The sequence below is a fragment of the Streptomyces sp. NPDC005962 genome (assembly GCF_040629205.1).
In the GTDB taxonomy this organism is placed as follows: Bacteria; Actinomycetota; Actinomycetes; order Streptomycetales; family Streptomycetaceae; genus Streptomyces.
The window spans coordinates 105,293-117,672 of record NZ_JBEXVE010000005.1; the positions used below are offsets into that span (position 1 = coordinate 105,293).

Below are 12,380 nucleotides of genomic sequence, written 5' to 3' on the forward strand. Positions count from 1 at the left end.
GTCAGCCGGTTGTGGAATTGTGGCAAACCGAAGTCCACAGGCTGTGGATGAAGGGATGGCCCACAGGCCGTGCTTCGAGTTGTCCACCGGCCGCCCACAGGCAGAGGCGGGTTGCCCACAGCCTTTCCACACGCCTGTCCACTGTTCGGCAACGAAATGGCCACCCTCACCGGACCGAGTGAAAGGCGTCACACCAAGGAGCCGGGTTGGGCTGTGGGGAACGTGGGTAAACCTGGGGACGCCGCTGGGGAGAACCGGGCCTCTCCTGTGCATCGCGTGTGCAGAACTTTCCGGCGTCCACAGAAACGGCGAGTTGTCCACGGGTGTCGCCCACAGGACCGGTGGACAAAAAAGCTGCTCTGACCTGGGCAAAGTCAGTTTTCCACGGTTTCCACAGGCCCTACTACTACGACCACAGAGTTAGAGCAGGGAAATCGCTTCGAAGTGGGGCCTGTGCACAACTTCGGGCCGGGCCGCCCGACACGTCTCGCACCGACTTGACCCCGAGCCGCGCCGACTGTCAGCGACGTGCGTCAGACTGGTCTCCGGCACATCAGCCGACGACGAAGGCCAGCAGGGCGAGCCAGCAACAGCAGGAGGCGGTTACCGGTGAAGATCCGGGTGGAGCGCGATGTACTCGCGGAGGCAGTGGCCTGGACGGCCCGCAGCCTCCCGGCCCGTCCGCCGGTGCCCGTCCTCGCGGGCATCCTGCTGAAGGCGGAGGAAGGCGCTCTCAGCCTCTCCGGCTTCGACTACGAGGTCTCGGCCCGCGTCTCCGTCGAGGCCGACGTGGAGGACGACGGCACGGTCCTGGTCTCCGGCCGCCTTCTCGCCGACATCTGCCGCGCTCTCCCCAATCGCCCTGTGGAGATCTCCAGCGACGGTGTGCGCGTGACCGTCGTCTGCGGCTCGTCGCGCTTCACCCTCCACACACTGCCTGTGGAGGAATACCCCGCTCTGCCGCAGATGCCGACCGCCACCGGCACCGTCCCCGGTGAGGTCTTCGCCTCCGCTGCCGCCCAGGTCGCCATCGCCGCCGGCCGGGACGACACCCTGCCGGTGCTCACCGGTGTGCGCATCGAGATCGAGGGCGACACCGTCACGCTGGCCTCCACCGACCGCTACCGGTTCGCCGTCCGCGAGTTCCTGTGGAAGCCGGAGACGCCGGACATCTCCGCCGTCGCGCTGGTCCCCGCCAAGACGCTGCTCGACACCGCCAAGTCGCTGACCAGCGGCGACACGGTCGCCCTGGCGCTGTCCGGCTCGGGTGCGGGCGAGGGGCTGATCGGCTTCGAGGGCGCCGGGCGCCGTACCACCACCCGGCTGCTCGAGGGTGACCTGCCGAAGTACCGCACGCTCTTCCCGACCGAGTTCAACTCCGTCGCGGTGATCGAGACCGCCCCCTTCGTGGAGGCCGTCAAGCGTGTGGCCCTGGTCGCCGAGCGGAACACGCCGGTGCGGCTCAGCTTCGAGCAGGGCGTGCTGATCCTGGAGGCCGGTTCCAGCGACGACGCACAGGCTGTGGAGCGGGTCGACGCCCAGCTCGACGGCGACGACATCTCCATCGCCTTCAACCCGACGTTCCTGCTCGACGGGCTCAGCGCGATCGACTCGCCGGTCGCCCAGCTGTCGTTCACCACGTCGACGAAGCCCGCCCTCCTCAGTGGCAAGCCCGCCATGGACGCCGAGGCGGACGAGGCGTACAAGTACCTGATCATGCCGGTGCGGCTGAGCGGCTGAGCATCCGCGAATCGAGCGAATGAGCGGGAGTAGCCCACATCTGTGCGGACACCCGCGGGCGTAGGCTCGGTCCCCGGGTACGAACCGCACTGACTACGGCATAAGGATCATTGATGGACCTCGGTCTCGTCGGCCTCGGCAAGATGGGCGGCAACATGCGCGAGCGCATTCGCCGCGCAGGCCACACCGTCATCGGATACGACCGGAACCCGGACGTCGCCGATGTTCACAGCCTCGGCGAGCTGGTGAGCAGCCTCAAGGGCCCGCGAGTGGTGTGGATCATGGTTCCGGCCGGTGTGGCCACCCAGACGACCATCGACGAGCTGGCCGAACTTCTGTCGCCCGGTGACGTCGTCGTGGACGGCGGCAACTCCCGCTGGACGGACGACGAGAAGCACGCCGAGGAGCTCAAGGCCAAGGGCATCGGCTTTGTCGACTGCGGCGTCTCCGGCGGGGTCTGGGGCCTGGAGAACGGCTACGCGCTGATGTACGGCGGCGCGGCCGAGCACGTCGCCAAGGTCCAGCCGGTCTTCGACGCGCTCAAGCCCGAGGGCGACGTCGGCGCCGTCCACGCGGGCAAGGTCGGGGCGGGCCACTTCGCCAAGATGGTCCACAACGGCATCGAGTACGCGATGATGCAGGCGTACGCCGAGGGCTGGGAGCTGCTGGAGGCCGTGGACTCGGTCACCGACGTCCGCGAGGTGTTCCGTTCCTGGCAGGAGGGCACCGTCATCCGTTCCTGGCTGCTGGACCTGGCCGTCCGCGCCCTGGACGACGACGAGCACCTCACCCGGCTGCGCGGATACGCCGAGGACTCGGGCGAGGGCCGCTGGACCGTGGAAGCCGCGATCGACAACGCGGTGCCGCTGCCCGCGATCACGGCGTCCCTGTTCGCCCGCTTCGCCTCGCGCCAGGACGACTCCCCGCAGATGAAGATGGTCGCCGCGCTGCGCAATCAGTTCGGCGGTCACGCGGTCGAGAACACCAAGTAACCAGCACCTCAAGGGTGTAGTACTGCCGGGGGAGGTCGGCGCAGCCCACTATGCACGTCACGCATCTGTCGCTCGCCGACTTCCGCTCGTACACGCGGGCCGAGGTCGCCCTCGGCCCGGGCGTCACCGCCTTCGTCGGGCCCAACGGCCAGGGCAAGACCAATCTGGTCGAGGCCGTCGGCTATCTCGCCACCCTCGGCAGTCACCGCGTCTCCTCGGACGCCCCGTTGGTGCGCATGGGCGCCGAGCGGGCGGTCGTCCGGGCCTCGGTCACCCAGGGAGACCGGCAGCAGCTGGTCGAGCTGGAGCTCAACCCCGGCAGGGCCAACCGCGCCCGCGTCAACCGGTCCTCGCAGGTCAAGCCGCGGGATGTGCTCGGCATCCTGCGCACGGTGCTGTTCGCCCCCGAGGATCTGGCCCTGGTCAAGGGCGACCCCGGTGAGCGCCGCCGCTTCCTCGACGAGCTGATCACCGCCCGTGCGCCGCGCATGGCCGGAGTCCGCTCGGACTACGACCGGGTCCTCAAGCAGCGCAACAGCCTGCTGAAGACCGCCGCGTTGGCCCGGCGGCACGGGCGCGGCAGCGGCGGAAGCAGTGGCGACGCGGCGCTGTCCACCCTCGACGTCTGGGACCAGCACCTGGCCCGCACCGGCGCCGAGCTGCTCGCCCAGCGCTTCGACCTGATCGGTGTGCTGCAGCCGCTCGCCGACAAGGCGTACGAGCGACTGGCCCCGGGCGGCGGCCCGGTCCTGCTGGAGTACCGCGGTTCGGCCGGTGAGGACCTGACCGCGGCCGGCGGCCGCGAGGAGCTGTACGAGCGGCTGATGGCCGCCCTGGCCGACGCGCGCAAACAGGAGATCGAGCGCGGCGTCACGCTGGTGGGACCGCACCGGGACGACCTCGTCCTCAAGCTCGGGCGGCTCCCGGCCAAGGGCTACGCGAGCCACGGCGAGTCCTGGTCGTACGCCCTGGCGCTGCGTCTGGCCTCGTACGACCTGCTGCGCGCGGAGGGCGCCGAACCGGTGCTGCTGCTCGACGACGTCTTCGCCGAGCTGGACAGCCGGCGCCGGGAGCGGCTGGCCGAGCTGGTCGCCCCCGGTGAGCAGGTGCTGGTCACCGCGGCCGTGGAGGAGGACGTTCCGGAGGTGCTGGCGGGCGTGCGCTACGCGGTGGCCGACGGGGAGGTGCGGCGGGTATGACGGACCAGCCCCCGAAGACCCCCGAGCCCTCGGGCGTCGATCTGGCGCGCGTCGCGCTGCGCGCCGCCAAGGAGCAGGCGCGGGCCCGCGGCGCGGCCGCCCAGCAGAAGAAGCAGGCGCGCCGAGGGGGCTTGCGCTCCGGCGCGCGCGCCGATGGACGTGATCCGCTTCCGCTCGGTGCGGCGATCAACCGGCTGATCACCGAGCGGGGCTGGGAGGCCCCGGCGGCGGTCGGCGGGGTGATGGGCCGCTGGCCCCAGATGGTCGGCCCGGAGGTCGCCCAGCACTGTGAGCCGCAGCGGTACGACGAGGACGCCCGGGTGCTGACCGTGCGCTGCGACTCCACGGCGTGGGCGACCCAGCTGCGGCTGCTCGCACCGCAGCTGGTGGCCCGGCTCAACGCCGATCTCGGGCAGGGCACGGTGCGGTTGATCAAGGTGCTGGGCCCGGGCGGGCCGCCCCGGCGCTACGGTTCGCTGCGCGCCCCCGGCAGCACCGGCCCGGGTGACACCTACGGCTGAACCTGGCGCCCGGAGTCCGTACGGATGCGCCCCCGACGGGCCGGTCCGGACCCGCGCACGGGACCTGTCAGGACCCGTCCCAAGGCCTGTATGGACGCCTGAGCACAGGGTGACGGCTGAGACCCCGGTCACGGTAGCCGGTGGTTGACAGCTCGAAGCGCTGAGTGGCGGTGTGAGCCTCCTGGAGCCCGTCCCCGCATATGGGGAGTCGCTGCCGACCGGTTCAGGGCGGCACATGCGGACTCAGGCGCCAGCAAGCCCCCATTCTTGTCGGCGCTACCGGTAGACTGAGCGAGTACACCGTCGCCGCCGGCGCACCGAGCGCTTGCGGACACATGTTGAACGACGCAGCCGCTCCTGCCTGCCCGGAGACGGCATGTGCTGTGCCAGAAAGGGCGCTTCGTGGCCGATTCCGGCAACCCCATCGAAAACATCACGTCCACCCCCGGCGGCGAGGCCCTGGCTCCGCCGTCGTACGACGCCAGTGCGATCACCGTCCTGGAGGGGCTGGACGCGGTCCGCAAGCGACCCGGTATGTACATCGGTTCCACCGGTGAGCGCGGCCTGCACCACCTCGTCCAGGAAGTCGTCGACAACTCCGTCGACGAGGCCATGGCCGGTCACGCGGACACCATCGACGTGACGATCCTCCCCGACGGCGGCGTCCGCGTCATCGACAACGGCCGCGGTATCCCGGTGGGCATCGTCCCCTCGGAGGGGAAGCCGGCCGTGGAGGTCGTGATGACCGTCCTGCACGCGGGCGGCAAGTTCGGCGGCGGCGGCTACGCCGTCTCCGGCGGTCTGCACGGTGTCGGCGTCTCCGTCGTCAACGCCCTGTCGTCGAAGGTCTCGGTCGAGGTCAAGTGTGACGGCCACCGCTGGACCCAGGACTACAAGACCGGCGTGCCGACGGCGCCCCTGGCCAGGAACGAGGCCACGGAGGAGACCGGCACGACGGTCACCTTCTGGGCCGACGGGGACATCTTCGAGACCACCGAGTACTCGTTCGAGACGCTGTCCCGGCGCTTCCAGGAGATGGCGTTCCTGAACAAGGGGCTGTCGATCTCGCTGCGGGACGAGCGCGAGGCCCACGTGGACGAGGAGGGCAATCCGCTCTCCGTGAAGTACCACTACGAGGGCGGCATCGTCGACTTCGTCACGTACCTCAACTCCCGCAAGGGCGAGCTGGTTCACCCCACGGTGATCGGCTTCGAGGCCGAGGACAAGGAGCGGCTGCTCTCCCTCGAGATCGCGATGCAGTGGAACACCCAGTACTCCGAGGGTGTCTACAGCTTCGCGAACACCATCCACACCCATGAGGGCGGTACGCACGAGGAGGGCTTCCGGGCCGCGCTGACGTACCTGATCAACAAGTACGCGCGCGACAAGAAGCTGCTCCGCGAGAAGGACGACAACCTCACCGGTGAGGACATCCGCGAGGGTCTGACCGCGATCATCTCGGTCAAGCTGGGTGAGCCGCAGTTCGAGGGCCAGACGAAGACGAAGCTGGGCAACACCGAGGCGAAGACCTTCGTCCAGAAGATCGTCAACGAGCACCTGACCGACTGGCTTGACCGGAACCCCAACGAGGCGGCGGACATCATCCGCAAGGGGATTCAGGCGGCGACGGCCCGGGTGGCGGCCCGCAAGGCGCGCGATCTGACCCGCCGCAAGGGGCTCCTGGAGACCGCGTCGCTGCCGGGCAAGCTGAGCGACTGCCAGTCCAACGACCCGTCGAAGTGCGAGATCTTCATCGTCGAGGGTGACTCCGCCGGCGGCTCGGCCAAGTCCGGCCGTGACCCGCAGTACCAGGCGATCCTTCCGATCCGAGGCAAGATCCTCAACGTCGAGAAGGCCCGGGTCGACAAGATCCTCCAGAACAATGAGGTCCAGGCGCTGATCTCGGCCTTCGGCACCGGTGTGCACGAGGACTTCGACATCGCCAAGCTCCGCTATCACAAGATCATCTTGATGGCGGACGCCGACGTCGACGGTCAGCACATCAACACCCTGCTGCTGACGTTCCTCTTCCGCTTCATGCGTCCGCTCGTCGAGGCCGGGCACGTCTTCCTCTCCCGCCCCCCGCTCTACAAGATCAAGTGGGGCCGGGACGACTTCGAGTACGCGTACTCGGACCGGGAGCGGGACGCCCTGATCCAGGCCGGCCGCGAGCAGGGCAAGCGCATCAAGGACGACTCGGTGCAGCGCTTCAAGGGTCTGGGCGAGATGAACGCCGAGGAGCTGCGCGTGACCACCATGGACCTCGAAAGCCGGGTCCTCGGCCAGGTCACGCTGGACGACGCGGCGCAGGCCGACGACCTGTTCTCGGTCCTGATGGGCGAGGACGTCGAGGCCCGGCGTTCGTTCATCCAGCGCAACGCCAAGGATGTCCGCTTCCTCGACATCTGAGTCGGCCACCCGCAGCCGCAGACGACAGAAGGACTTGACCAGCAATGGCCGACGAGAACAACCCCACCACCCCCGACGAACTCGCCGACGGCGCCGCCATGCGCATCGAGCCGGTCGGCCTCGAGACCGAGATGCAGCGCTCGTACCTCGACTACGCGATGAGCGTCATCGTGAGCCGTGCGCTGCCCGACGTCCGGGACGGCCTCAAGCCGGTGCACCGGCGTGTGCTGTACGCGATGTACGACGGCGGCTACCGCCCTGAGAAGGGCTTCTACAAGTGCGCCCGCGTCGTCGGCGACGTGATGGGCACGTACCACCCGCACGGTGACTCGTCGATCTACGACGCCCTCGTGCGGCTGGCCCAGTCGTGGTCCATGCGCATGCCGCTGGTCGACTCCAACGGCAACTTCGGCTCCCCGGGCAACGACCCCGCGGCGGCCATGCGGTACACCGAGTGCAAGATGGCCCCGCTGGCCATGGAGATGCTCCGGGACATCGACGAGGAGACCGTCGACTTCCAGGACAACTACGACGGCCGTAACCAGGAGCCGACGGTCCTGCCGGCCCGCTTCCCGAACCTGCTGGTCAACGGCTCGGCGGGCATCGCGGTGGGCATGGCCACCAACATCCCGCCGCACAATCTGCGCGAGGTCGCCGAGGGTGCCCAGTGGTTCCTGGCGAACCCGGAGGCCAGCTCGGAGGAGCTGCTCGAAGCCCTGATCGACCGGATCAAGGGCCCCGACTTCCCGACCGGCGCGCTGGTCGTGGGCCGCAAGGGAATCGAGGAGGCGTACCGCACCGGCCGTGGCTCGATCACGATGCGCGCGGTCGTCGAGGTCGAGGAGATCCAGGGCCGGCAGTGCCTGGTGGTCACCGAGCTGCCGTACCAGACCAACCCGGACAACCTGGCGCAGAAGATCGCCGACCTGGTGAAGGACGGCAGGATCGGCGGCATCGCGGACGTCCGCGACGAGACCTCGTCGCGCACCGGCCAGCGCCTGGTCATCGTGCTCAAGCGGGACTCGGTCGCCAAGGTCGTCCTCAACAACCTCTACAAGCACACCGATCTGCAGACGAATTTCGGCGCCAACATGCTGGCGCTGGTCGACGGTGTGCCGCGGACCCTGTCGCTGGACGCGTTCATCCGCAACTGGGTCACCCACCAGGTCGAGGTCATCGTCCGCCGGACCCGCTACCGGCTGCGCAAGGCCGAGGAGCGGGCGCACATCCTGCGCGGTCTGCTCAAGGCGCTGGACGCGATCGACGAGGTCATCGCGCTGATCCGGCGCAGCGACACGGTCGACACCGCGCGCGGCGGCCTGATGGGGCTGCTGGAGATCGACGAGATCCAGGCGAACGCGATCCTGGAGATGCAGCTGCGGCGACTGGCCGCCCTGGAGCGTCAGAAGATCGTCCAGGAGCACGACGAGCTGCAGTCGAAGATCAATGAGTACAACGCGATCCTCGCCTCGCCCGAGCGGCAGCGGCAGATCATCAGCGAGGAGCTGACCGCGCTCGTCGAGAAGTTCGGCGACGACCGGCGCTCCAAGCTGGTCCCCTTCGACGGCGACATGTCCATCGAGGACCTGATCGCCGAGGAGGACATCGTCGTCACGATCACCCGCGGCGGCTATCTGAAGCGCACCAAGACCGAGGACTACCGCTCGCAGAAGCGCGGCGGCAAGGGCGTGCGCGGGACGAAGCTGAAGCAGGACGACATCGTCGACCACTTCTTCGTCTCGACCACCCACCACTGGCTGCTGTTCTTCACCAACAAGGGCCGGGTCTACCGGGCCAAGGCCTATGAACTCCCGGACGCGGGCCGGGAGGCGCGCGGCCAGCACGTCGCGAATCTGCTGGCGTTCCAGCCGGATGAGCAGATCGCCCGGATTCTGGCGATCCGGGACTACGAGGCGGTGCCGTACCTGGTGCTGGCCACCAAGTCGGGTCTGGTGAAGAAGACGCCACTGAAGGATTACGATTCGCCGCGTTCCGGCGGTGTGATCGCGATCAATCTCCGGGAGATGGACGACGGCCGCGAGGACGAACTGATCGGCGCCGAGCCGGTCTCCGCCGAGGACGATCTGCTGCTGATCAGCAGGAAGGCGCAGTCGATCCGGTTCACGGCGACCGACGATTCGCTGCGGCCGATGGGGCGCGCGACCTCGGGCGTGAAGGGCATGAGCTTCCGCGAGGACGATGAGCTGCTCTCGATGAATGTCGTCCGGCCCGGTACGTTCGTGTTCACCGCCACCGACGGTGGGTACGCGAAGCGTTCGAACGTCGACGAGTACCGCGTCCAGGGTCGCGGCGGCCTCGGAATCAAGGCCGCCAAGATCGTGGAGGACCGGGGTTCGCTGGTCGGAGCGCTGGTGGTCGAGGAGAGCGACGAGATCCTCGCCATCACGCTCGGGGGCGGTGTGATTCGTACACGGGTCAGCGAGGTCAGGGAGACGGGCCGTGACACCATGGGCGTCCAACTGATCAACCTGGGCAAGCGCGATGCCGTCGTCGGCATCGCCCGGAACGCCGAGGCCGGTCGTGAGGCTGAAGAGGTCGAGGACGTCATCGAGACCGCGATCGAGGCAGCCGAGGAGGCCGCGTCCGAGGCGGTCGGGGGCACGCCGTCCCCGGCCGATGAGACGACCGAGGAGTAAGTCGTGAGTGGAGCCACGGGCGGAGCGGGTGGCGGCACGGGAGCCGAGGGGCGTCCGGGGTCGAAAACCCCGTCCTCCGCGGGCGGCGCGTCCGCCGCGAAAGACGCCCGTGGTCCCGCCTCCGGCTCCCAGCCGGAAGCCGACGACTCCCACGGGGGCACGGTGACGGACACCCGGAAGCTGCGTCCCGTGCCCGCGTCGGACCCCCAGCCCGAACCGCGGTCCGAGCGGCACACGTCGAGCCCGCTGCCCAGTGAGCGGGCCGCCCAGCCGCAGCCCGAGCGGCCGTACCACCCGCCGCAGGCCTACGCACCGCCGCCCGGCGGCGGCGCGGCGGGCGCGGCGGCCACGGCCGGGCGCGGAGCCGGTACGCAGGCGCAGCCCGCCGTGCCGGGTCAGCAGCCCCACGGGGGGCAGCAGCCCCACGGGGCGGCGGCGCGTCGTCCGGGCACCGGTGCGGGCGCCCCTGCCGCGCGCCCGGCGCCGCGTACGCGCAAGGCGCGGCTGCGGGTGGCCAAGCTCGACCCGTGGTCGGTCATGAAGGTCAGCTTCCTGCTCGCGATCGCGCTCGGGATCTGCACGGTGGTCGCGGCGTCGGTGCTGTGGATGGTCATGGACGCCATGGGCGTCTTCAGCGCGGTGGGCGGGACGCTCAGCGAGGCGACGGAGGGGCAGCAGGGCAGCGGCTTCGATCTGCAGTCGTTCCTGTCGCTTCCCCGCGTCCTGACGTTCACCTCGGTGATAGCCGTGATCAACGTGGTGCTGGCGACCGCGCTGGCCACGCTGGGCGCGTTCATCTACAACCTGTCGGCGGGCTTCGTGGGCGGCGTGGAGCTGACGCTCGCCGAGGACGAATAGCCGGACGGGGACGGGCGCCGTTACCGATTTTGGGACTGGGCAGGTGGTGCGCTAATCTTTCGGTGCAGCGCGGGGCTATAGCTCAGACGGTTAGAGCGCTTCCCTGATAAGGAAGAGGCCACAGGTTCAAGTCCTGTTAGCCCCACCGGCACGAACAGCCTGGACGGAGATTCTCCGTCCAGGCTGATTCATTTGGGTGCCCGGGGAGTTGATGACCGGATACCGCCCGCCGATGCCCCGCATAGGTCACCGAACGGTATCGGTCGGTGTGTATCATCGGGCGCCAGAGGTCCCCTACGTCAAGAAAGAGACGAGGTAGCGCGGTGAAGAAGCTTCTCCTGGTCGCACTGGCCGCCATCGGCGGGCTCCTCGTGTACCGCCAGATCCAGGCGGATCGCGCCGAGCAGGATCTGTGGACGGAGGCGACCGACTCCGTGCCCGCAGGTTCGGGTGTGTGACCCCCACAGTCCCGTTATGAGGACCCCGATCGCTGCAGCGGTCGGGGTCCTCGTCTTTACTATCGCGAATAAATTGCTTGCATAAGTAAATGTGATGTGCTGGTCGACCGGGTATGACGACCGGGACGACGAGGGGGACGCGATGGAGCACCGCAGCAGGCACAGGGCCGGTCTCACCGCGGCGGGGGCGCTGTGCGCCGTGGCGACGATGGCGGTGCAGATCCCGCTCGCGGCCGCCGACAGCGCCGCGGGGGCCCGGGAGTACAGAGTGCAGGGCACTCCGGTGCAGGGCTCCGGGAGTGGCTCGGGCGCCCCGTCCCTGAGACCCGGCCGGACGTACGCGGACAGCCTGGGGCCCGGCGAGAAGCGGTTCTACGGAGTAGATCTCGACGCGAAGTCCGCCGCCTACGTCTCGGCGGTCGCCGCGCCCCGGCCGGGCGCGGGCGTCGTCTCGTACCGCGACGGCGTCACGGTGACGCTGAAGAACCCCGCGGGCGGCATCTGTGACACCGTCCCCCGGCGGATCGAGACGAAGGGGGTCGCCTATCCCCTCGCCGACTACGTCACCCGTCAGACCGGCTCGGGCTCGGTGGCGTCCTGCCGCGCGGCGGGCCGGTATCTGGTCACCGTGGAGCGCCAGGCAGGCTCCGCGGACCCCGACAGCTGGCCGCTGGAGCTGCGGCTGATGGTGGAGCCGCCGGTGAAGGGCGGCTCCACCGAACAGGCTCCGGAGGGCAGTTGGCACGCCAAGCCGCCCCAGCCGCCGTCCGGCGGCGCCAGGCCGCGGCAGGGCGGGCGGGGCTTCTCCGACGCGCCGCTGGTGTCCACAGGGGTGTGGCAGGACGACTTCGAGCCGGGGGAGACGCACTTCTACCGGGTGCCGGTCGACTGGGGACAGCAGATATCCGCCATCGCCGAACTCCCCGCCGACGGAGCGGACAAGAGCACCCGTCTGCTCGGCCAGGCGGTGGCCATGCGCGCCTACAACCCGGCGCGGGGACTGGCGAAGCGGGGCACCGCCCTGGCCCAGGACGGCGAGCGGCCGCAGACCGAGGTCGGCACCGCCCCGGCGGCGTACGGGAACCGGTACGCGAAGGCCGACTATTCGGTGCGCGCCATGAGTCTCACCGGCGGGTACTACCTGGCGGTCACGCTCAACCCGCCGAATGTGGAACCCCACTTGGACCGAACCGTTCCGGTGACGTTGCGGGTACGCGTCGCGGGGCGGACGCACGGCGGCCCGGCCTATGACGGGAACGCGGTCAAGGCGGGCTTCGGACTCACCGACGCCGAGAAGCGGGAGGCCCGCAAGGCGGCCTCGCCGCTCCAGCCCGACCCCATGGGCGGCCCGGGCACCGAGCATCGCGCCACGCTCCAGACGGTGGCCTACACGAGCTTCGGGACGGGCTCGCTCCTGCTGATCGGGCTGGGCGTATGGATCGTGACCGCCCGGCGCCGCGCCGCGGCGGACGGTGTGCGGGAAGGTCCGGAAACGGCGGAGCCTGCGACCGGACAGCACCGGTACGGGCCGCCGCCCGCCTGGTAG

Annotated in this window: 9 protein-coding genes and 1 tRNA gene; all 10 read left to right on the top strand. The window is 69.6% G+C overall.

Going from position 1 to position 12,380, the window contains the following annotated elements; all coding sequences use genetic code 11:
- Positions 1-609 precede the first annotated feature (609 nt).
- Positions 610-1,740 carry a DNA polymerase III subunit beta gene (dnaN, locus tag ABZ370_RS10760; protein ID WP_358618959.1) on the top strand — a complete coding sequence of 377 codons (1,131 nt, stop codon included), beginning with the start codon at positions 610-612 and terminating at the stop codon, positions 1,738-1,740.
- Between the two features lie 113 nt (positions 1,741-1,853).
- Positions 1,854-2,732, top strand: coding sequence for a phosphogluconate dehydrogenase (NAD(+)-dependent, decarboxylating) (gene gnd, locus ABZ370_RS10765; RefSeq protein ID WP_358618961.1), 879 nt, complete (start codon positions 1,854-1,856; stop codon positions 2,730-2,732).
- A 50-nt stretch (positions 2,733-2,782) separates the two neighbouring features.
- Positions 2,783-3,931, top strand: coding sequence for a DNA replication/repair protein RecF (gene recF / locus ABZ370_RS10770; protein ID WP_358618963.1), 1,149 nt, complete (start codon positions 2,783-2,785; stop codon positions 3,929-3,931).
- The gene (locus tag ABZ370_RS10775; protein WP_358618965.1) at positions 3,928-4,452 is read left to right on the top strand and encodes a DciA family protein; all 525 of its coding nucleotides are present in this window, start codon (positions 3,928-3,930) and stop codon (positions 4,450-4,452) included. Before recF ends, ABZ370_RS10775 begins: the two co-directional genes overlap by 4 nt.
- A 378-nt stretch (positions 4,453-4,830) precedes the next feature.
- Positions 4,831-6,861: a DNA topoisomerase (ATP-hydrolyzing) subunit B gene (gene gyrB, locus ABZ370_RS10780; protein WP_358618967.1), complete on the top strand. Its 2,031-nt coding sequence runs from the start codon at positions 4,831-4,833 to the stop codon at positions 6,859-6,861.
- 44 nt (positions 6,862-6,905) lie between these two features.
- Positions 6,906-9,518 (top strand): DNA gyrase subunit A, encoded by a 2,613-nt coding sequence (gyrA, locus tag ABZ370_RS10785; RefSeq protein ID WP_358618968.1) that lies wholly within the window; start codon positions 6,906-6,908, stop codon positions 9,516-9,518.
- A 3-nt stretch (positions 9,519-9,521) separates the two neighbouring features.
- Positions 9,522-10,376, top strand: a complete 855-nt coding sequence (locus ABZ370_RS10790; protein ID WP_358618969.1) for a DUF3566 domain-containing protein — start codon at positions 9,522-9,524, stop codon at positions 10,374-10,376.
- A gap of 71 nt (positions 10,377-10,447) precedes the next feature.
- A tRNA-Ile gene (locus tag ABZ370_RS10795) sits at positions 10,448-10,521 on the top strand.
- 178 nt (positions 10,522-10,699) lie between these two features.
- The gene (locus ABZ370_RS10800; protein ID WP_003958712.1) at positions 10,700-10,834 is read left to right on the top strand and encodes a DLW-39 family protein; all 135 of its coding nucleotides are present in this window, start codon (positions 10,700-10,702) and stop codon (positions 10,832-10,834) included.
- Between the two features lie 94 nt (positions 10,835-10,928).
- A complete protein-coding gene (locus ABZ370_RS10805; RefSeq protein ID WP_358618976.1) occupies positions 10,929-12,380 on the top strand; it encodes a hypothetical protein in 1,452 nt (483 codons plus the stop codon).

Bases quoted from the DNA above. Each gene is read 5' to 3' on its own strand.
- ABZ370_RS10805 (WP_358618976.1), top strand. From the start codon at position 10,929: ATGTGCTGGTCGACCGGGTATGACGACCGGGACGACGAGGGGGACGCG.
- gyrA (WP_358618968.1), top strand. From the start codon at position 6,906: ATGGCCGACGAGAACAACCCCACCACCCCCGACGAACTCGCCGACGGC.
- ABZ370_RS10775 (WP_358618965.1), top strand. From the start codon at position 3,928: ATGACGGACCAGCCCCCGAAGACCCCCGAGCCCTCGGGCGTCGATCTG.
- gnd (WP_358618961.1), top strand. From the start codon at position 1,854: ATGGACCTCGGTCTCGTCGGCCTCGGCAAGATGGGCGGCAACATGCGC.
- recF (WP_358618963.1), top strand. From the start codon at position 2,783: ATGCACGTCACGCATCTGTCGCTCGCCGACTTCCGCTCGTACACGCGG.